The organism is Pseudomonas sp. LG1D9 (genome assembly GCF_002949995.1).
GTDB classification, from domain to species: domain Bacteria; phylum Pseudomonadota; class Gammaproteobacteria; order Pseudomonadales; family Pseudomonadaceae; genus Aquipseudomonas; species Aquipseudomonas proteolytica.
Map to the genome: position 1 here is coordinate 5,213,329 of NZ_CP026881.1, position 21,651 is coordinate 5,234,979.

Consider the following 21,651-nt stretch of genomic DNA (forward strand, 5'->3'; position numbering starts at 1 on the left):
GCCAATGCCTTGCCAATCAACCCGCGGGGTATATCTACCACCGCCTGGGTGCCCTGCGGCTTGTCCAGCAGTTCAATGCACAAAAACTGTGGCGAGCGGGCTTGCCCCGCGCTGGGCTGCGCAGCAGCCCTAAAACCCAGCGCTGCGGTGTATCTGTCATACCGCATTTGACCTACTGGGGCTGCTTTGCAGCCCAGCGCGGGGCAAGCCCGCTCGCCACGGAAGCCCTATGCGACTGCATAGCCAGGGTTTATCGCTCGAACGACAGAAACCAACGCTCAGCCAACGCCTTGCCAATCAACCCGCGGGGTATATCTACCACCGCCTGGGTGCCCTGCGGCTTGTCCAGCAGCTCAATGCACAAAAACTGTGGCGAGCGGGCTTGCCCCGCGCGGGGCTGCGCAGCAGCCCTAAAACCCAGCGCTGCGGTGTATCTGCCACACCGCATTCGACTTACTGGGGCTGCTGCGCAGCCCAGCGCGGGGCAAGCCCGCTCGCCACAGCAGCTCTGTGCGACCGCATAGCCAGGTTTTATCGCTCGAACGACAGAAACCAACGCTCGGCCAACGCCTTGCCAATCAACCCGCGGGGTATATCTACCAACGCCTGGGTGCCCTGCGCCTTGTCCAGCAGCTCAATGCACAAAAACTGTGGCGAGCGGGCTTGCCCCGCGCGGGGCTGCGCAGCAGCCCTAAAACCCAGCGCTGCGGTGTATCTGTCATACCGCATTTGACCTACTGGGGCTGCTGCGCAGCCCAGCGCGGGGCAAGCCCGCTCGCCACGGCAGCCCTATGCGACCACATAACTAGGTTTTATCGCTCGAACGACAGAAACCAACGCTCGGCCAACGCCTTGCCAATCAACCCGCGGTGTATGTCTACCACCGCCTGGGTGCCTTGCGCCTTGTCCAGCAGCTCAATGCACAAAAACTGTGGCGAGCGGGCTTGCCCCGCGCTGGGCTGCGCAGCAGCCCTAAATCCCAGCGCTGCGGTGTATCTGTCATACCGCATTTGACCTACTGGGGCTGCTTTGCAGCCCAGCGCGGGGCAAGCCCGCTCGCCACAGCGGCACTATGCGACCGCATAGCCAGGGTTTTATCGCTCGAACGACAGAAACCAACGCTCAGCCAACGCCTTGCCAATCAACCCGCGGTGTATGTCTACCACCGCCTGGGTGCCTTGCGCCTTGTCCAGCAGCTCAATGCGCAAAAACTGTGGCGAGCGGGCTTGCCCCGCGCTGGGCTGCGCAGCAGCCCTAAAACCCAGCGCTGCGGTGTATCTGCCACACCGCATTTGACTACTGGGGCTGCTGCGCAGCCCAGCGCGGGGCAAGCCCGCTCGCCACGGAAGCCCTATGCGACTGCATAGCCAGGGTTTATCGCTCGAACGACAGAAACCAACGCTCAGCCAACGCCTTGCCAATCAACCCGCGGTGTATGTCTACCACCGCCTGGGTGCCTTGCGCTTTGTCCAGCAGGGTGTAGTAGTTTTGCCGGCGTTGCTCGCGGGTTTTCAAGTGCGCGGTGCTGTACTCGGTCTTGGGGGTAGTCGCGGCGGGGTAGTGAAAGTGCGCGTACCACACCGGGTAACCTGCATTGTCGTTGATCGCGTATTCCTGGATGAAGTCCCGTCGCTCACCGCTCAATTGAAGACGCTCGCCCAGTTTCGCCACGCTGACCTGGCCTTGCGTGATCAGGTACTCCAGGTTGCCGTGGTTCGGCGGCAGTTCCAGGCACAATTGGCGGCGCAGCGCCTGGCCCCGGGTGCTCAAGCGCGCTGAGGCCAGGTGCAGATCGCTGGCCAGCTTCTGGTCGGCGGCGATGCGCGCGCTTTCGGCCTGGGCCTGGATCGCCCGGTCCAGCTCGCTGGCCAGTTTGTCGTAGCGCGAAGCCTCGTACTGCAGCACCTCTTCCACCTCTTGCGGATGCCGGGAGATTTTCCGGTAGTCCTCGGCCCGGCGCAGGTGGTCGTCCAGCATTGCCAGCAACTTGCGCGCCTCGCCCTTGACGACGCTGACGGCACGGGTGGTAAGGGCCGGCGCCGGCGGTGGGGCTTCGATAAACTCGACCCATTCGTCGCCACGCTGCGAGTACATGCCCAGCAACTGGTTGCTGACCTCGTCTCGTACCTCCACCACTTCCAGGCTGCCGACGGAGCTGACCTGGCCGATAAACGTGCCTTTTCTCTGGGTTTTTATGACCCTTTTCAGCGGCCTTCCGGCGCTGACGGGGGGACGCTTGGGTGGACGCCTTGCAGGTTGCGCAATGGGTTTGACTTCGTTGGCCAGGCGCTGGGCGGCGTTCTGGTAAAGCGCCTCGATCACCCCGATGAGCTTGCCGGTGTACATCGGGTCGAGCACTTCGGCATCGACAATGTTCAACCCCCGCAGGCCGTCCAATGCACTGCCGTAGTGCTCCATCAGGCTCTCCAGCACACTCAGGCGATCGCCCGCTGAAAGCTCCAGGCTGTTGAGCTCACCGTGGGTGCGTACATGTTGCTGCAAGGGCGAGACGATACTGTCCAGGGCGTTGAACAACGGGTGGGCAAAGTCCTTGACGATCATGCGCTTCAAACCGCGGATCTGCAGGTCCTTGACGGCCAGGGCGGTGATTTCGTTCGGCCGGCCCTCGGTCAGGCGCTCGTACACGGCAGCGCCACTGGTGCCCAGGCCGAATAATTGCTCCAGCAAACGCTCCTGCAGTTCGAGCCAATGGATGGTGCGCTCGTTGATCTCCAGCAAGTGCACGAGGAACTGCTGATAGCCCGCTTGATCGCGCAGCACCGCCAGCGACAACGCGGGGCCCTCGATGCCAAAACGCTGATAGGTGCGGTACAGCGCCAGCCGATCCTTTTCCGCGATGATCACGTGTTTACGGCTATTTTTGATGGTGTTTTCCAGGAGCACCAGGGTGTCTTTGAGCGGTGGCGAGATGCGCAGCTCCTCCCGTTCCTTGAGGCTATCGAGGATCTGTTGATACTCGGTGGTTTCCTCGTTGAGTGTGGCGTCGAAATGCCGGCGGGCATTGGCCAATTGCACCTCGTTGGGCCGGGGCAGTTGTTCCAGGTTCAGCATGGCCTGCTGCGCCTGGTCCGTGGCGGCGATCAAGGCCCGCTGGCGCAACTGCATGCGCTGATAAGCAGCGGTCAGCGCCTCGATGCGCTGCGCCTTGCGCTGGCGTTCGGCAGCGATGCGTTTGGGCGGCATGCCGCCGCGCAGGCGCAACCGCGTATCGACTGTCCAGGCCCCACGTTCATCGACCCACAGATAAGGGCCGCGCCGCGAGCTGTCGGCAGCATCGACAAGCACCACGCTGGCATCATCCTCCAGGCTGACCCGATACAGGTCGCCATTGACCACGGCGTACCAGCGGTCCTCGACCGTATACAAGCCTTTGTATGGCCCGCTCGATTGCGGCGCCGGCAGTTTGGGAGGCGCGTCAACTTTGAAGGCCTGCAGGCGTGACAGCTGGTTGGGGGTGAGGCGATGACGGGCCTGGGTGAAGCTGAAATCCAGCGCGGCATTGTCGCCGCGTGCCATTTCCCCCGGCAGTCCTACCGTGCCCTGGCGCACCTGCGCTGCAGGCGGCACGGGCCATGCGTCACTTTCACGGCGCCGCAGCGATGTGCTCAGGGCTTGCTGCCTGAGCGTCAGATCGAGGCTTGACCAAGCCTTTGCCGGCGCAAAGTCCAGCAGCAACATCGCGACGTTGAGCAACAGATCGATCGTTGCCTGCTCCTTGGCGCTGGTGTCGCCGCTGACGATGGTCTGGATGGCCTGGGTGAAGCTGGCAGTCATCGTCAGCAACCAACCCACGAGCATCGCCGGGCCGTGCAAGCCTTGCAGCAGGCTGCCGAACAACAGGCTGGCGCCCTCCATCAACACTTGCCAACGGCTCTCACGGTTGGAGGTCGATTCACGTTCGGCCTGGTCGACCAGGGCGCGGCTATGCTCGCTGAACAGGTACTGCATCAGCCGCCCGGTCACCAGGCACTGTTGCAACTCGTCATTGATCCCATCGCTGCCCAGGGTTGCCGGTGGCGGCGTGCGTACCGGAGCGAACTCGCTGCCCAGGCCAAACCGCAGATAGTGGGGCTCGCGGAACCCTCCGTGATCGTAGATCGGTCGCGCACTGTCCGACAGCCACGTCAGCACACTGGCCTGCAATGCGCCGGGCTGCGCCATGGCCTCGAACAGCGCCGCGCGGCTGGGGTATTGCTGCAAGGACGTGGCGTAGAGCGGCCGGTACAGCAACAGCGGGCCTGGGGAAATGTCCTGGTATTCGATCAGGTACATGTTCTCGACTTTGTCTGCTGCCGCATTGGGACTGCGCAGCAGGGCCAGGTGCCGGATCACCACGGGGCGCTGGTCGACGTGCTGGTTGCTGGGGTCGGGCTGCATCAGCGCGGCGACCATGCGTGCGCCTTCTGCGCTGATGCCGAGCTCGTGCTTGAGGCTCAGCTCCAAGGCCAGCAGCGGCAATTGCAGCACCTGATGCTCGCTGAACAGCCGTTCGCGCCGCAGCGCCTCGGGGCTGTCGCTCAGCAGTGCGTCCTTGAGCAGCAGGGGATAGTGCTTGCCAATGTCGACCCGCTCGATCAGGCCATCACTGCCCATCACCGCATCGGTGGTCAGCCAGGCCGGCAGGGTGTGTGCCAGGCGGTGAGTGAGCGCCACCTGGCCGCTGGGGCGTGCGGCGAGGTTGCGGATCGCCAGGTCTGTAAGGCTGATGGGCAGCCGTTCGACAATGCCGGCCCCACCGGGATAGCCCGCGGCGACGGTAAAGGTCAGCATCACCTCATCGGGGTGGGGCAGGGTGGTCAAGGGGGCCTGCGCCTGGGCGGCCACTCGCCGTAACTCACGCTGCAAGGCGTTGACCGTATAGGTGCGCAGGTCGTCGATGCCGCTCAGGTAAGTTTCATCGCCGGCGCGCTGCTGCGCGCTGGCCAGCTCCAGGCTTAATTGCCTATAGCGGTAACGCTCCGAGGGCGTGGCGCGGCGCAAAGGCTCCGGTACGTGCGCGCGCAGGCTGTCCAGGTGGGCGTAGGGGGTTTGGTCGGCATCAAGGAAGTAAAGCGCCGGCTCCGTGAGTTCGGTGTACAGGGTTTGCAGGCTGCGCCAGTCCTTGCCCAGGGGCAGCTTGAGGGCGGCGAGGTGTTCCAGTTGTTGATTGAGCAGCAGGCTGGCCTGATGCTCGAAGATCGAACCCTGCGGCTCGTAGCGGTGGGTGGTGAGGGTCTGCGCCACAAAGCGTGCATCCAGGCGCTGGCTCCAGGCGGTATTGAACTCGCCCATGGAGGCAAAGCACTCGACATGCCCGTTGGGCGCACACAGCAGCACCGGGGCCCGGCCATTGATGGGGCGCGTCAGGAGCAGATACTCCGACAACAGGCGGGTGGTTTGCCCGTTGTGTTCCACCACCGTCTCCAGGCTGTAGGCAATCACCGCCTGCTCACCGTGGCGGGCGATGCGCTGGGCGCGTTCGGGAAAGCTCACGAGCTGGTCGAGGGTTTGCCGCGAGGCCGCGTCCAGTCCCGACTGCTTCAGGCCGCTGGTGCGCAGGGTGTTCATCAGCCAGTCGCCGAGCCAGCGCCAGCGGGTGACGCCACTGGGGCCACTGGCATTCCAGTCATCGACTAGCGCGTCTTGCAAGGCGATGGGCAGCAGGGCGGGCAGCTCGCGGATCAGCCCTTCGATCACCTGCATGTCGATGTTCTGATTGAGTTCGGGCAGCTTCAAGCGCTTGGGTGGCGTCTGCGAGAGGTAAGGCAACAGCCCGTGACGTTCGCTGAAGTCCAGGTCCGCGCCACCGCCCAAATAGTCCTGAACCACGCTCATCAGTGGCTTGAACTGCCAGCTGCGGCTGGGTTGTGGCTCGGCAAGTTGGATTTGCTGCAGATCAAAGACCAGGTTGGGGTAACGCTCGCTGAGGTTGCGCTGCAACAGTGCCTGGACGGCGGTGGCGAGCGGCTGACGGCTGGCAAATTGCTGGCTGACCGCCTGGGCGGCCAGGGAAACAGGGGGCATGGCAGATTCCGTTCTGTGGGGTTGATGGACCCCAACAGTGGCGGTTGTCGTCGGGGCAGAGGTGGTAGCGGGCTACCCCAACCCCACGTGGAACGAGAAAGAAGCCAGGGATTGGCCTATCATCTGTTTTTTTCCAACAGATGACTGATTGTGATGACTGCCGTTAACCTGCCCACCGCCCTTGAAACCTGCAACATGCTCGAAATCGATGGCCTGTATACCTTTGATTTCAAGCTGGAAGGGTGCTTGCACATTGAGTGCATAGATGGCCGGGACAAGAAGCACTGGCGCTTTACTCCAGAACAGGTATTGGCCGCCGTCTTCGATGAAACCTTGCAAAGCTGGACCCTCACTAGCGACTCGGGCCAGCACCGCCTGGTGTGCATGAGTGGGATCAGTGGCAGCAACCACGACGAGGATGAAGACGATGCTGATGCGTAAATTCTGGCCTTTGCTGATGGCCGGCAGTGTGGGGGCGATGTCAGTCCAGGCCGCGCCGGCCCAGACCCACGAACTGCTGGTGGGCAGCTACACCGCAGGTGCCAGCGAAGGTATCTATCGGGTGCAGTTCGACAGCCGCACCGGGCACTTCGCCGGCCCTGCGGTGCTGGCCGCGAAGACGCAAAACCCGTCGTGGCTGACGGTGGCCAGCGACCGCAAGCGCTTGTTCGTGGTCAATGAAAACGGCCCCGGCCAGCAGGACACGGTCGGGCGCGTCAGCAGCTACCGCATCGACCCGGACAGCCGCCAGTTGCACCTTATCAATCAGGTGCAGAGCCTGGGCAACGAACCGACTCACTCCAGCCTGGCAGCCGATGGCCGGTTTCTGTTCGTGGCCAACTACAGCGTGCTGGAAGATCCGGGTGGCAGCCTGGCGATCCTGCCCGTAGATGCCGAGGGCAGGCTGGCGGCACCGGTGCAACTGAGCTCCCATCCCGCCAGTGGGGTCAACCCCGAGCGCCAGGCGTCCAACCATGTGCATTCAGTGGTGTCTTCGCCCGATGGCAAGTTTGTGTTTGCCAATGATCTGGGGGCCGACAAGACCTTTGTCTATCGCTATGACCCCAAGGCCAATCCCGAGCGCCCACTGGTGCCGGCGGCCGTGGTAGAGCTGCCGGCGGGCAGCGGTCCACGTCACCTGCTGTTCAGCGCCGACGGCAAACACGCCTGGCTGACCATGGAGATGAGCGCGCAGATTGCCGTCTTCGACTATCAGGACGGCCAACTGACCCGAACCCAACTGGTGGACATGGCTGCCGGGCAACCGACGTCGGACAAGGCCGGCGCGGCGTTGCATGCCTCTGCCGACGGCAAGTTCCTGTATGTCAGCAACCGGGGCACGGCCAACACGTTGCTGGTCTACAGCATCGACCCGGCGACAGCTCGGTTGAAGGAAATCCAGCGCCGCTCCGTGGAAGGCGATCACCCCCGTGAATTCAGCCTCGATCCAAGCGGCAGGTTCCTGTTGGTCGCCAACCAGAAAAGCAACCAGATCGTGGTAATCGAACGCGATACCCAGACCGGCCTGTTGGGTAAAACCGTGCAGAAACTGGCGATCGATGCGCCCAGCGACCTCAAGTTCCTGATGTGACAATCCGCCACAGGCTCCGTGGTTCGGGGCCTGTGGTGTTGTATTAATCGTGGTGATAACAGCTACTGTTTCAAAGCATTTCTGCGTTCAACCCCCTCGGCGTAAGTTGGGTTCCAAGGCCTCCACGGGCCACCTGACCAACCGAACACAAGGGTTACCGCCATGAACTTCAATCTCTTCTCGATCATCGCCGCTTCCGCCGTTTCCGCCACCGTTGCCTTGCCAGCCAGCGCCAGCGTGGAAATCAGCAGCAAAAAATCCAGCACCAGCGCCTACACCCAGAAATACCTGCAGCAAAGTGCCAACTTCTATGCGGCTCTGGACCACAAGATCCACTCCTGAGTTGTGGCGAGGGGGCTTTTTGTGGCGAGGGGGCTTGTCCCCCGCTGGGCTGCGCAGCAGCCCCAGTAAGGACTGCCGAGTAGTATCAGGCACACCGAGGGGGCTGCTTTGCAGCCCAGCGGGGGACAAGCCCCCTAGCCACAAAAAAAACCCTAGCCACAAAAGGCCCCATCACCACAAAAAGCTCTCCTGACCACAGGCTCAGCCCTTGGCCATGACCCCGGTAAACAGTGCTGACGCCAAAAACCGCTCCAGCCACTGTTGCAAACGCGGATAAGGCGCGCCAGCAAACCACTCCCGATCCACATGGGCAAACTGCCGCACAAACGGTGCCAGCGCCACATCGGCCAGGCTCAGGTGATCGGCCAGCAAGTAGTCGCGCTGCGCCAGCAACGCCTCCAGCCTGCGCAAAAATACTTCGCCCTCGGCGCGATAGTGTTGCATCGGCTGCGCTGGATAACGCTCGGCGTATTTATAGCGATTCAAGTGCACCTTGAAGACCAGGTCATTTTCTTCAATCAACCCTGCCATCAGCCCCTGCGCCGCGGGATCATCCTTGAGCAACCAGTCCTCGGGGTCGTTCTGCGCCAGCGCCCAGCGCATGATCGCCAGGCTCTCGTCGATCACCTGGCCGCCCACATTCAACACCGGCACCGTGCCCTTGGGTGAGAGCGCCAACATTTCGGCCGGCTTGGCCTTGAGGCTGACCTCGACAATCTCTACCGCCACCGCGCAATAGCGCAGCGCCATGCGTGCGCGCATGGCGTACGGGCAGCGGCGAAACGAATACAGCAGTGCCTCGCTCACTTCACCTCCAGGGTGCTCAAGCCATTGCCTTGGCGCTTGACCTGGATCTGCACGGGGATGCGCTCGTGCATTTCCTGCACGTGGGAGATCACCGCCACCTTGCGCCCCTGGGCCTGCAGGCCGTCCAGGGCGTCCATCGCCAGTTGCAAGGATTCGGGATCCAGGCTGCCGAAGCCTTCGTCGATAAACAACGACTCGATCTTCAAGGTGCTGGAGGCCATCGACGCCAACCCCAGCGCCAGGGCCAGGGAGACCAGGAACGTCTCGCCACCGGACAGCGAGTGCACCGAGCGCAGTTCATCGCCCATCTCTGTGTCCAGCACCAGCAGGCCCAGCATGCTGCCGCCGCGCTTGAGGCGGTAGCGGCGCACCAGTTGACGCAGTTGCACGTTGGCGTGGTGCACCAGCAGGTCGAGGTTGTAGGCCTGGGCAAACTTGCGGAATTTGTCGCCGGTGGCCGAACCGATCAGCGCATCGAGCCGGGCCCAGCGCTGCCACTCTTCATAGGCCTTGGCGGTGGTGAGCGCCAGTGTCTGGTTGGCGTCCTGGCGTCGCTGGTCTTCGGCTTGTTGGGCGCGCAGTTCGGCGCAGTGTTTTTCACCGCTGTCCAATTGCTGGTTGAGATCGGCCAGGGCACTGTCCAGCTGTTCGGCATCGAGGTTGCCATTGTGCAAGGCCTGGTGGTCCTTGAGGCGTTGCTCGCGTTCCTGCAGGAGGACCTTGGCCTGTTCGATGGCCTTTTCGCTGTGCTGCACCTGTTGGCGCAGCTGGTTGACGCCGGCCTCGTCGAAGGCCAACAGATGGGCCAGGCCTGTGTCGTCCAACTCCGGATGCTGAGCACGCCAGTCGCTGATACGCCCTTGCAGCGCCTGCAGTTCGGTGTCCAGGGCTTGCTGGCGTTCCTGGCGGGACTTGAGGTCGGCGGCCAGTTGGATCAGCTCGTTGCGGGTTTCCTGCAACTGTAGATTGGCCTGGGTCTCACTGTGGCGGGCCTGTTCCACGGCCTGCTCGAGTTGCTGCTGCCAGTGCTCGGCGCTGCTATGTGTGCCCAGCAGCGCGCTGAGTTTTTCCTGGGCGGCCTGCTGTTGGCGGGTCAGCTCGGTCAACTGCTGCTGCAGCACGGCCAACTGTTGCTGGCGATGTTGCTGGCGGTCCTGTTCTTTTTCGATTGCTTGCTGGCGTTGTTGTTGCTCGGCCAGTTCATCCTTCTGGTAGCCAAGCTGCTCCAGGCGCTGGCTGATCTGCTGGTCCAGCAGCATGAACGTTGCCGCTGGCTCCGTGCGCAGGCCGGCCAGGGTCTCGGCCGGTAGCAGGCTGGCGAAGGCATTGAGTTCTTCGTCCAGGCGTTCGCGGTCGCTGGCCAGTTCCCGTTGCTGGTCGATCAGTTGTTGGCGGGCTTGCTGGCTGGCGTCCTGGGCGGCTTGCAACTGCTGCTGCAGGCGCCCGGCATTTTGTTGCAGGTTGAGCAGGGCGCCCTGGCGCTGTTCGTCCTGGGTGATGCTCTGGTTGAGCTGGCCCAGTTGCTGCGCCAGCCAGGCGCTGCGTTTGCCGCTGTCCTGGTTGAACAGGGCGGCGCTCAACGGATGGGCCTCGAGGCTCGGCGCCAGGGCCTGGAGCTGGCTCGTCAGTTGTTCCTGTTGTTGCAGGAACTCCTTTTGCTGGGCGATCAAACCGCCGACTTCACCGCGCAGTTCGGTGAGCTTTTCCTTGAGGCTATCGACGGCTTGCTGCGCACGGGCTTCTTCGTTTTCATCATGGCGCGTGAGGCTGTGCAGCAGGGCTTCGGGCTGGTGATACGGATGCTCGACGCTGCCGCACACCGGGCAGGGCTGCTCATCCTGCAATTGCCCACGCAACTCTTCGACACTGGCACTGCGCGCCAGGCGCTGGCGTTCCAGCAACTGCTTGGTCACGCTCAGGGTCTGCTCGGCCACCGCCAGCTCGGCCTTGGCTTGCAGGCCGGTCTGGTTCAGTTGCTCGCGCTGTTGTTGGGCGGTGGCTTGCTTGCGGGCCAGTTCCTGCTGTTGCTGGTCCAATTGCTGCTGGCTGTCCCAGAGCCGCGTCAAGTCCTCGAAGGCCCGTTGTTGCTTGCGATTGTCCTTGAGCAGGCTGTCGAGCAATTGGATCTGCTCGGCCACGGCCTGGGGTTCGGCGCCGGCCTCCTGGTACAGCAGGTCCAGGGCAGTGCGCTGTTGGGTCCATTGCTCGCTGGCGCGGTTGGCCCGTTCCTCAAGCTGCGGCAGCTCGGCCTGGCCTTTGTTCAGGCGATTGCCGATCAGCATCAGTTGCTGCAGGCGATCGCGGTAGGCGTTCCAGGCATCACTCAAGGGCGCGAGGGCGGCGCTGCGTTCAAGCTGTGCGGCCAGCTGTTGCAGGCGGCTGGCAACCTGCTGTTGCTGGGTGTGCAGGGCATCCAGGCTGGCCTGGCCCTCGGTGCAGGCGGTTTGCCCTAGCTGCAGTTGCTCGCTGCTTTGGGCCAGCTCGCGGGTCAGGCGGGCGAGGGTGCTGTGTTCCTCGAAGGCCTGGCGCAGCAACGGCGCAGCCTCGGTCTGTTGCTGCAGGGCCACGGCCAAGGCGCCGTGCGCGCTGGCTTGTTGCTGCTGCAGTTGTTCCTGACGCGCGTGCAGGGCTGTCTGCTGCTCTAGGTGCTGGCGGATCTGCGCCGCCAGGGGCTCCAACTGGCCGGTCAACTCGCTGTGCCGCGCAAAATGATGACGCTGCGGCGCCAGTTGCTCCAGGCGGCTCAAGTCCAGGCGTTGCGGGCCCTGGCTGTGCCACGCCTGTTCGGCCTGTTGCAGTTGCTCGACCGCACTGTGCTGGCGCTCTTGCCACTCGCGCAGTTCCTTGAGCCAGGTGTGTTGCTGTTCCAGTTGCTTGAGCTGGGCCTGCTGGGTCTTGAGCTGCTGCTGAGCCGCGCTCAACTGTTGATCCAGCTCGGCGCGGGCCTCGGCCGGCAGCGGCGTGACACCTGTGGCCTGGTCCTGCAGCAGCTTGTGGGCGTCCTTGGCCTCCCGGGCCTTGACGAACGCGCGCTGCCCCAGTTGGGTGTAGAGCGCGGTGTCGGTGAGTTTTTCCAGCAGTTCGCTGCGCTCGTTGTCGTTGGCCTTGAGAAACGCGCTGAACTCACTTTGCGCCAGCAGCACAGCCCGGGTGAACTGCTCGAAATTCAGGCCCAGGGCCAGTTCCAGCTGGGTCTTGTATTCGGTTTTCTGGCTGGCCAGCAGTTGTTCGCTGTCCAGGTCGATCAGGCTCTGGCGGCTGTGTTGCAACTTGCCGCTGGCCTTGTCCCGGGCGCGGTTGGCCTCCCAGCGCGCTCGGTAGCGGCGTCCGTTGACGCCGATAAAGTCGACCTCGGCATAACCCCCACCGGTGCCACGCCGGATCAGGGTGCGTGGGTCGCCGATGGAGATATCGGTATCGGCATCGGGCATTTTCGCCTGGCCGGTATCGCCCAGGCGTGGCACGGCGCCAAACAGCGCCAGGCAGAGGGCGTCGAGCAAGGTACTTTTACCGGCGCCGGTGGGTCCGGTAATCGCAAACAACCCGGCGCTGGCCAGGGGCTCGGCGGTAAAGTCGATCTCGAATGGCCCGGCCAGCGAGGCGAGGTTTTTCAGGCGGATGGCGAGGATCTTCATGGCTGTTCGCCCTCCTGTTGCACGTCCTGGAGCAGCACGGCGAAATCCTTCAGGGTCTGTTCATCCACTTCACTGCCATAGCTGTCTTGCCAGGCGCGGCTGAACAGTTCCTGGGGGGTGAGCTGGTCGAGTTCGATCAGGGTGTCTTCGTCACTGCCATCGCTGCCGCGTTGGCCGGCGTACTCGGCGGCGATGCGCACCAGGCGCACCGCCTTGCCCAGCAGGGCCGTTTCGATTTGCTGGCGCAGGTCCGGTTGCGGTTCGTCGAGGCGCACCCGCACTTCGAGCCAAGGGTGGCGCTGGGTTTCGGCGAGCAGGTCGATATCCGGCAGATCGGCCAGGGCCTTGAGGATATCGGCCAAAGGCGCGGCTTCCAGGCGTTGCAGGTTGACCGCGCGCGGAATCAGGAGGGGTTCGACGCTGACCAGCATTTGGCCCTGGAATGTCACGTCGAGAACCTGGTGCTTGTAGCCGATTTCGGAGAACGACAGCGGAATCGGTGAGCCGCTGTAGCGAATCCGCTCTTCGCCATTCACCTTTTGCGGCTTGTGCAAATGGCCGAGGGCAACATAGCCGACACTCTTGTCGAACAGGTTGGCCGGCAGCGCCTCGGCATTGCCGATGATCAGGCTGCGCTCGGAGTCTTCCGATACCGAACCACCGGCCATATGCGCATGGCTGATGGCAATCAGCGCCTGGCCTTTTTTGCGTTTGGCGTTGGCAGCGGCAATCAGCCATTCATGGACCTGGCCGATGCCGCGCAGGTAGTCGTCACCCAGGTGCGCACCGGTCACTTCTGCCGGGCGCAAGAACGGTAATGCCAGGCACCACGCGGCGATCTTGCCTTTGGCATCCGGCAACGGGATCAGCAGGCGCTCGGCATCCAATTGCCCATCGTCCAGCCACAACACGCGGCCCAGCGCATGGGTACGCAAACGGCGCATCAACGGCGCAGGCAGTTCGATGCGCGAGCCGGAATCGTGGTTGCCGGCGATCATCACGATGGTCAGCGTCGGGTTTTGTTCATGGGCGCTGATGATGAAGTCATACAGGCGCTCCTGAGCCTTGAGCGGCGGGTTGACCGTGTCGAAGATGTCGCCGGCGATCAGCAGCGCATCGGGGCCATGCAGTTTCAGTTGGCCCAGCAGCCAATCGAGGAAACAGGCGTGCTCGAAGTCGCGTTCCTGGCCGTGGAGGTTTTGGCCAAGGTGCCAGTCGGAGGTGTGGAACAGACGCAAGGCGAACTCCGTGGGGAAGAGGTAAAGAGGGGAGGAGTTTACCTGTGTAGGCGCTGGCGTGCCTGAGAAGGCGGTGGGTCAGTTGAAAAAACTGCCAGCTGACACACCGCCTTGTCTTCAGGGCTACACAAAGCAAATGTGGGAGGCCCCACTACTTCTTCGAAGTAGTGCCGTCGCGCATCAAACTGGATACCCTGAGGCGAGCGGGCTTGTCGGAACGCCGCATCGCCCGCTCGCCACAGGGAGTTCGTCAGTGCCTGAAAGTTGTGTAGATGCCGATGCTGCGATGGCGGCGTGTCAGTCGAATTTTGGTGTGTCTAATGAAGTGAAAACGGGACAGGTCTTTTAAATAGATCTGTCCCGTTTTTTTGACGTTGGCGGCGGCAATGAACCATTCATGTGCCTGGCCGATACCACGCAGGTAGTCGTCACTCAGGCGTGCTTGAAGTCGCGTCCCTGGCCGTGGAGGATTTGGCCCAGGTGCCAGTCCTATCTTTTTATAGGCACAGTGCGGCGTTTTTTCGAATGCGCTCATTTATTGAAGACTCCGATTATCAGACGAGTGGTCGACTTACCTGTCAGATATGACAGTAGACAGTGATTTTTCGGCAGCGCTTACTGTTAGTACTTGCCTACACCACGACGTGATTTAGCTTCATTACGAATGGAGCGGGCAAAGGCTAGTTCTTGAGCGTTGATACTAGCTATTTATTCACGCGACCACTGAGTCCGGTTGCTGATTGTAGATATTCTAATGTCTGGAGGTCTATCTTATGTCAATTCCTGTGGCAACTCATGTAACGATTATCGGTGAGGCCGTTGCGGGTGCAGTGGTCCGCGGTAGTTACTTTTACGTTAATGATATTCCCGAGCAGAACTCTATATATAGATGGTATATAGATGGAGCTTCCTTTATAGAGGCTAAAAGCCTTGACTTTCAAATACAGGCATCCCTCAGTGGAGCAAAAATCAGGTTTTCGGTAACACCAATGGATGAGAGTGGTGACATTGGTATAGAAACCTTCTCGCCGGAGATAGAGATCTCTGATGGTTATCAGAATATTACCGACGAAGAGCATCGTAATAGCTTTGTTTCCCAGCGGGGTCATTGTTCTTATTATGTGCCAGATCCTAAAGATAGAGTGTTTGTCGCTAGCGCACAGGCCTTTTCACTGACTGACGGGAAAACGCAAAGTGTTCATATCAGAGGGCGTGCTGATCATGCGGGTGATCCCTCGCAAGAAATACGCCAATACCTGAAAAATAATCCAGCCACGCGTATGTTTTCGACCGAGCGAGACTTTGGTGCACTGGTACCCGTGTTGGGCAGTACTAAGCGCCTGTTGTTGTGGGGGACTAATATGGCTAATATTCCCCCGCAGCTGGACTTGAATAATATTAAGTATGTGTATAGCAATCGTACGGCGGTCGCCTTTATTTATGACAATCCGGCGCCTGGAAAAAATACGATCGGCGCATTTGGCAATGCCGCGAACGGCGGAGTGGTCCCAGATGATATTCAGAGGAATCTGCTGTTCGATCCGCCTAAGGCAATCTATGCGACGGAAACCGCGTTTGCGGTATTGACTTACAGGGGAACTGTCTATGCTTGGGGTCAGGCTGCGGGCGGAGGAGTTATTTCTTTAAATGCTCAGAATTACTTAAGGACGATGAAGGTTGAGCGGATTATCAGCACAGCCGGTGCGTTTTGCGCGATTGGTCCGCAAGTCATCAATGACCCTGAAATCAAGCACGTCGTGACTTGGGGCGACGCGGCTAACGGCGGGGAAATTTCTGCCCAGGACTTGACTTACATTCTTGATCAGGATGGTGTTGAACAGGTCGTTGCCAATCGCAATGCTTTCTGCGCTGTGACGAAATTGCGCAGAAGAGCGATAAGTTGGGGGGCGGCAAGCTACGGAGGAACCATGACCGAAGCTGCACGAAGACTCGCTGCCGGAGGCAATATTCTTTTATGCCAAGGCTCTGCGTGGGCCTTTACCATGTTCAATAACTCCGGGCTGTCTGAATCTTGGGGCGCATCGGGTTATGGTGGACTTTCCGGTCACGAGTGTTCTGACGACGAAAACGACGCTGGGAAAGTATTTGAAAAAAGCGTTGAAAAGAATCGCATTGAAGCACTCTTCAAAGATATGCGGATCAATGATTGGTATCAACAACAACGGTCACCGACGCGCCACAGAGCAGAATGTGATCCAAGTGCTACCCCTGGTGCCAATTTAGGTGAAATTGTCACACCTAATGGCATCATCAGTCTTTACTCTAATGACTCCAGCTTTTTCATGGTTGCGAAGGAGTCCGATGGGCGAACCAAGGACCTGTTTTCTTGGGGCCAAACCCTAGGAGGTGGAGCTATTCCACCGGCTACCCGGCAAGTCCTGATGGCCAGTCAAATAACGGATGTGCGCTGCACGAATGGAGCCTATGGCGTAATTAGCACACAAGGTTTTGTTGGTGGGGTGGTTTCCGTATTTGGTGGTGGTAATGCTTATCTGGATGCAGGGGAAGTTCCGGAAGCGCTTCAGGAATATTTGAGAGGTGATGTGAGTGGACTTTACGCTCTGAAGTTTATGCCGCCCTATTATCCTACCGGCTCAAGATCGCCCTCAGCATTTGCAGCCAGGCGAACAAATGGAACGTATGTTGTCTGGGGCGGCGGAGCGAATGTAACAGATGAGTTGTATGACCCGGCCGGTTAAGGGGGTGTATGTTTTGGACGGCGCTCTACGGCTTCCGTTATTTGGAGCCGTTGTAGAGAGTTGCCAACAGTTTGGATTGCTGTGATTGGAGAATTCAACATGAGCAATGTTAAGGAAAAGGCTGTTATTCGTGCTGTCCCCAGTGCAAGTGACGTGGAAATTGTGGGGGATATATTTGTAGGCGCCACTGTGCACGGCCTATATAAGTATGATGCTAATGGTGCCAGCCACGAAGGATTGTCACGCTTCTATTGGCATCTCAATGGTGAACGTTTATCTGATGAAGGGCAGTTGGATTTAAAACTCAGGCCTTCAGATGACGGTAAGTTTTTGCAGTTTTCGGTTGTGCCGGTGGACTCGGCAGGGACAACAGGTAGTGAGTATTTCTCACAGTTTTACGAGGTTCGCTCAGGTTTTCAGGGCATATCTGACGAGGAAAACGAGTGGTGTTATCTAAAACAGCGCGGTAATTTTTCATTCCACGTCCCGGAGCCCTCAGATAGAATATTCGTTTCCTCAGGCGGGGCATTTGCGTTGCTTGAGCCAACCAGTGGCGACGTTCATTTGGAAGGGCAGACCGGCTGGGGGTTACCCGTACCTCCTGAGATAGTTAACTTTCTAAAGAATAACAAGGCGATAAAATTATTTTCGGCAGAGTTTAGTTTTGCCGCGTTGGTGAATGTCGGTAGTACCAATCAATTGTTATGCTGGGGTAATACAATTCCATCCACTGCGCCTATTCTTCAAGGGGTAAAGTCGGTTTACAGCACTCGAAGTGCGTTTGCCGTCATTCTCGACAATCCTGCTCCCGGCGCAGACAGTATTCGTGCGATTGGCCCTGTTAATAATCCGGTCTCCACGGTTCCTGCGGAGATCCAGCGAGAATTGTGGTTCGATCCTCCCAAGGCCATTTATGCCGCAGATGATGCATTTGCTGTTTTAACTCAAAACGGCAGGGTTTACGCATGGGGGCAACCCAACAATGGCGGCAACATACCGCCAGACGTGCGGGCGCATTTGAATTCGATGTTTGTTACTCGGATAGTTGCATCGGCGATTTCCTTCTGCGCTATAGGGAGAGATGGCGACATTGCTGTCTGGGGGGCCGCTACCGGTGGCGGAAGCATTCCCACAGACCGATTGACGAGTATTCTGGACGATGGTGGCGTGCAATCCGTCATTGCCGCGACGGCGTCGTTCTGCGCCATCACGCGAAATAGGCGTAGAGCGGTCAGTTGGGGCAGGGCAGCTGAAGGGGGCGATATGAGCGCCAGTGCCGCTCAACTTGCCGCGCGCGGTAATATCATTTTGTGTCGGTCCGCCCGGTGGGCGTTTCTGATGGCTAACAGTAGCGGTCAGGCGGAGGCTTGGGGAGCCCCTCAATATGGTGGGGCTCCCTTGACTGTTCAAGAGAAGCGTCAATTCAGGCAGGTGTTGAAGGGGGCGAAAGCTGTACCGGGCTATGCCAGCCGGCGCGGCGAAAGCAGTCAGTCGCCAAGACTGCGCAGGAATGTTTCGTCCTCAGCCATTATTGTCGACGGGAATCTCAGCTTGTATGCCAACGATGTCAGCTTCTTTTTGCTGAGCCGTCATGATGACGGACGGACCAATGCAATCGTGTTGACAGGGTTGAACACTCATGGCGGCACGATGAATCCGGCGTTGCGGCAGACTCTGATGGCTAGCCTGATTCGTGACGTTTACTGTACAAATGGTGCGTACGGTGTAATCACTACGCAGGGCGGCACGGATGGGGCGGTATCAGTTTGGGGGGCCACACTGGCGATGGAAGATGCCGGTGAGATTCCTCCGGAGTTGGCTGAGTACCTGCGCAGCAACGTAACGGAGTTGTACTCGATCAAGCGTTTTCCCTACGTGGTCCTTCCACCGCCGCCGCCTCCCATCCCACCGCATACTGACCCTTCCTTTGCGGCACGTCGCACCGATGGCACTTACGTATTATGGGGTGGCAATGTAAGGAACCAGTATTTTGATCCGAGGGCAGCACAATAGCTGTGCTCTTCACCTAACAGTTATATAAACAACCCGCGGATGTCGCGGGTTGTTTATGTTCGTCAGTTGAGCATTTCACCTAGTTGGCAGGTTGCACAAATTGCATGCGGGGCATTTCCCGTATTTGGATCTGGTCGAGGGAAAAGGTGCTTGTCGCATTGATCGAGAAAGTTATTCTTACCTGGTGAGCTTGTGTGGGTGGTGTTGCAGGCGTTGTAAAGGTATGGCTTAACCTATCCCAATTTCGGTCCGGGGCCACAGCCCTGGTAACCGTCGTGTTGCCAAAGCTGATTTTGGCTGTCGTTTGTGAGGTACTACCGGTGGTTTTGCAGTAGAAGCTGACCTCGTATTGAGTGTTTGCCTTCAAATCGACGAAGGTTTTCTGCACGCCGGGTTCTATGGCCTCGAAGCTGTTTTTGGTTGCTTGCCAAATGACGTTTTCGGCGCCTTCAATCGTCAGGGCACCTTTGCCGTTAACGCTGTTCACCCATCCGTTCCAGTTGAAATTGTAGAAGTCGGTCAGGTCCCGGAAGTAATCGACACGTACGTTGTAGGTTCTCGTCGGAAAGGCTACGGCCAATGCTTTACTCAAGCTTTGACCGAAGCCTACCCACAGCTGAATGGTCAGTGTTGAACCGTCCATGAGCCGCTGGAGAGACTCAATGGGTGTGGGTGGCTGTAGTCCTCCGATAGCGTCAACCTCTCCCAGGCGGTGAGAGATGTAGGTCATCTCATGATAGGCGTCGCCGTTGTTATAGATTCCCTGATATTCCATCCAGACACGGCTGTCGGGATGAATGAACGGCCAGACTGGTGTCAGGGTGCGAGCCCCTATTACCAACTGCGAGAGTGTCAGGTCTGCGGCGTCTCCTACGCCTTGGATAAATGGGGTGGGTAAGCCGGTAAGGGGCAGCAGTTCCAGATCTACGATTTCCGATGCATAGGGGAACGTGCCGCGGGTGAAGTGATATTGCACGCTGATACGATTGCCCCCTTCGCGAATGCCCTTGGCAATAATCTCCGGCGAAATGAAGGCGCGCACTTCATGGGTGTCGGGATTACCCTGTACTTGGATGGCATCGCTGCCAATCCCGTCGCTGCTCAACCACTCGAGCAGACTCTTATCGGTCGCGAGCATGGGCCGGAACTTAATAGTGACCCAGGTGCCCGCCAAGGCGGCCAGGGGATTGAGCCGATCCGGGTGCAGGGACGCACCTTCGATGATGGGCCGATCCAGCGTCACACCCTTGCCGACGGTGAGCGCCAGAACTTCTGAACGCAGCACCACCCGTGGTGGCCCGGGGCGCTCCAGGCTGTAGGAGATGCGCAGGCTACCGTTGTTGTTCTTATCGAGAATGTCACGGCTGACGGGATAGGGCAGTTCCTTGCCCTGCGTTGCGCCGTTGATCTCCAGGCTGCCGCTGGCGGAACCGCCAGGGCCGGAACCAATGCACGACCAATGCAGCGTATCGCCAGCGACAGTGTTGAGGAAAGTAAAGGTGACCAACACCTCGTTGCCGGGCACGTCAGTGGGGTCGACGTTGTTACCGATAGCCCCCTGCAGCCGTGGCTCCGGCATATCCACCGTCCGCTCCCCGATCTGGACACCCAGCATCGCCGATTGACGGATCGCCAGCGCATTGCCGCCCAACAAATGAACGGCGCCATCGTTGGTTTCGTAATGAATCGTCGTGTGGCCCTTGCCGGTGAACGGCGCGAGCTCGGCCGCGGTGACTGTGTATGTGCCGCCCTGGGCACCGGCCAATTGCTCCTTGCGGTAGATAATGGCCTCGCCCCCACCCGCAGGTACGTGGGTGATTTTCAGCTCTTCCAGCCAGCCCGGATTATGCGGCTCGTAAACCGGAATGGTGACGGTAATGTTCTGACCTGCCGGAATCAAGCCAAGCTCAATAGGGCTGACGCTGGGGGGCGGCATCAGAACCGGGGTACCGACCACGGTAATCGTGATACTGCCGGATTGCCCGAGGAATACCCCGGCGTCAGTTTCCCAGCGGAATGACACCCGGAATGAACCACCGACCAATTGGCTAATGATGCTGGCATCGATGGAAATATAGGTAAATCCCAAGTTCTTGTCGGTCTCAGGCGCCTGCACGAAGGTCTGAGGAGTACCGTCGGCTAGTGTGCCGAACAGGGTAACGATGATCTTATGCCTGGGGTTGGGTGTCGGAACCGACCGCGCTGTATAGGCGATGACTTCGAAGATCGTGCCACTTTGGGTGTCGAAGTCGATTTGTCGCGATTCGAGTACGGCGCCATCCACCAGGAAAGTCGGAGCCTCCAACAGACTGGGGTCCAACTCGGCCTTCAGCAAATACGGCTTGGAGTACTGGTATTTTTCTCCGGAGAAGTTTTCTACCACATCCCGCACGCGAAAACGCAAGGTCAACTCGCCCTGTTGTCCGCCCTTATCGATGACCGACTTGGGTACAAAAACCCGTATCGGTCCCGTCCCTGCGGCTTCGGCAGGGCTCACGGTATGCAATATGAAAATGCCATCCCAGGACAATTCGATCACATCGTTTTGGCGAATGTACTGGTACAAGTAAATCAGGCACCACACGCCGGCAGAGACATCGCCTGCGCCAATGGTCGACCCGTATGCAAACCCTTCGACAGCCATGACCAGCCCGGTATGCCATTCGTTGCCAGGATCGGTATCGATTCCGCCAGGCCGGTTGATCTTGATCAGATAGCGTTCAGGTGGAGAGGTACTTTCGTTACCGCTGCCGGCCCGTCGCACGAGGCCACTGCCCAGCACCTCGCCTATAGGCACTTTCTCCTCGGGTATTGCCAGGTTATGACGGGGCTGAGTCAGGTCGGTGACTACACCGTCGAATAACTTGTCTCCAAGAAAAAGGGCGTAATAATCGTTGATGTTCTGACTGGCCCAATTTTCAAACGCGAACAGCGCGTAGGGACGCACATGGCGAATGCCAAGGCCATGGATAGCGTTTTCAGGATGTGCGGTAAACTGCAGTGGCACCGAAGGATAGACGGAATAAGGTCGGTCCAGGTCTTCCAGCCGTTGCGGCTCGGGGGTGGGGGGCGGTGGCCCGTCCGTTGTGCAGACGGCGGGACGCGAATGACCGGTAGGAAACCTTGAATGCTTGGGCATGATGAGCTCTCCTGGCTGAGGGGGAACGCGCCCTGGCTGGACGCGTTGGTGGCGAGGAAGATCAAACACCCGGAGGATAGGGGTGGGTAACTGTCAGAAATGACAGTGACGACGAATGGTCACTGGTAGAGGCCTCCCTGGG

13 protein-coding genes are annotated in these 21,651 nt (G+C 59.7%); 5 read left to right on the plus strand and 8 right to left on the minus strand.

Going from position 1 to position 21,651, the window contains the following annotated elements; translation table 11 throughout:
• Positions 1 to 531 precede the first annotated feature (531 nt).
• The 3 genes from C5F71_RS29100 to C5F71_RS24180 form a co-directional block, all read right to left on the minus strand.
• The gene (locus C5F71_RS29100) at positions 532 to 729 is read right to left on the minus strand and encodes a hypothetical protein (RefSeq protein ID WP_177410415.1); all 198 of its coding nucleotides are present in this window, start codon (positions 727 to 729) and stop codon (positions 532 to 534) included.
• An 83-nt stretch (positions 730 to 812) separates the two neighbouring features.
• Positions 813 to 1,010 carry a hypothetical protein gene (locus C5F71_RS29105; RefSeq protein ID WP_092235748.1) on the minus strand — a complete coding sequence of 66 codons (198 nt, stop codon included), beginning with the start codon at positions 1,008 to 1,010 and terminating at the stop codon, positions 813 to 815.
• A 364-nt stretch (positions 1,011 to 1,374) separates the two neighbouring features.
• The gene (locus tag C5F71_RS24180) at positions 1,375 to 6,024 is read right to left on the minus strand and encodes a hypothetical protein (protein ID WP_104912142.1); all 4,650 of its coding nucleotides are present in this window, start codon (positions 6,022 to 6,024) and stop codon (positions 1,375 to 1,377) included.
• Between the two features lie 153 nt (positions 6,025 to 6,177).
• Between C5F71_RS24180 and C5F71_RS24185 the strand changes: the two genes are divergently transcribed.
• From C5F71_RS24185 to C5F71_RS24195, 3 genes are all read left to right on the plus strand, one after another.
• Positions 6,178 to 6,465 carry a DUF5629 family protein gene (locus tag C5F71_RS24185; protein WP_092235756.1) on the plus strand — a complete coding sequence of 96 codons (288 nt, stop codon included), beginning with the start codon at positions 6,178 to 6,180 and terminating at the stop codon, positions 6,463 to 6,465.
• Positions 6,452 to 7,615, plus strand: coding sequence for a lactonase family protein (locus C5F71_RS24190; protein WP_104912143.1), 1,164 nt, complete (start codon positions 6,452 to 6,454; stop codon positions 7,613 to 7,615). Before C5F71_RS24185 ends, C5F71_RS24190 begins: the two co-directional genes overlap by 14 nt.
• A gap of 162 nt (positions 7,616 to 7,777) precedes the next feature.
• On the plus strand, positions 7,778 to 7,957 hold the full coding sequence (locus tag C5F71_RS24195; protein ID WP_104912144.1) for a hypothetical protein: 180 nt from the start codon (positions 7,778 to 7,780) through the stop codon (positions 7,955 to 7,957).
• Positions 7,958 to 8,158: 201 nt separating this feature from the next.
• Here C5F71_RS24195 and C5F71_RS24200 read toward each other — a convergent pair whose 3' ends face one another.
• The 4 genes from C5F71_RS24200 to C5F71_RS24215 form a co-directional block, all read right to left on the minus strand.
• Positions 8,159 to 8,719 (minus strand): glutathione S-transferase, encoded by a 561-nt coding sequence (locus tag C5F71_RS24200; RefSeq protein ID WP_256588164.1) that lies wholly within the window; start codon positions 8,717 to 8,719, stop codon positions 8,159 to 8,161.
• Between the two features lie 41 nt (positions 8,720 to 8,760).
• Entirely contained in the window at positions 8,761 to 12,399 is a 3,639-nt protein-coding gene (locus C5F71_RS24205) for an AAA family ATPase (protein ID WP_104912146.1), read from the minus strand.
• Positions 12,396 to 13,637, minus strand: coding sequence for an exonuclease SbcCD subunit D C-terminal domain-containing protein (locus tag C5F71_RS24210; protein ID WP_029294773.1), 1,242 nt, complete (start codon positions 13,635 to 13,637; stop codon positions 12,396 to 12,398). Before C5F71_RS24210 ends, C5F71_RS24205 begins: the two co-directional genes overlap by 4 nt.
• A gap of 250 nt (positions 13,638 to 13,887) precedes the next feature.
• Complete coding sequence (locus C5F71_RS24215) at positions 13,888 to 14,172, minus strand: hypothetical protein (protein WP_104912147.1); 285 nt, start codon at positions 14,170 to 14,172, stop codon at positions 13,888 to 13,890.
• 238 nt (positions 14,173 to 14,410) lie between these two features.
• Between C5F71_RS24215 and C5F71_RS24220 the strand changes: the two genes are divergently transcribed.
• The gene (locus tag C5F71_RS24220) at positions 14,411 to 16,357 is read left to right on the plus strand and encodes a hypothetical protein (RefSeq protein WP_104912148.1); all 1,947 of its coding nucleotides are present in this window, start codon (positions 14,411 to 14,413) and stop codon (positions 16,355 to 16,357) included.
• 99 nt (positions 16,358 to 16,456) lie between these two features.
• Positions 16,457 to 18,370 (plus strand): hypothetical protein, encoded by a 1,914-nt coding sequence (locus tag C5F71_RS24225; RefSeq protein WP_104912149.1) that lies wholly within the window; start codon positions 16,457 to 16,459, stop codon positions 18,368 to 18,370.
• Positions 18,371 to 18,449: 79 nt separating this feature from the next.
• Here the strand turns inward: C5F71_RS24225 and C5F71_RS24230 are convergent, their stop codons facing one another.
• Positions 18,450 to 21,509, minus strand: a complete 3,060-nt coding sequence (locus tag C5F71_RS24230; RefSeq protein ID WP_158682890.1) for a hypothetical protein — start codon at positions 21,507 to 21,509, stop codon at positions 18,450 to 18,452.
• Between the last annotated feature and the right edge of the window lie 142 nt (positions 21,510 to 21,651).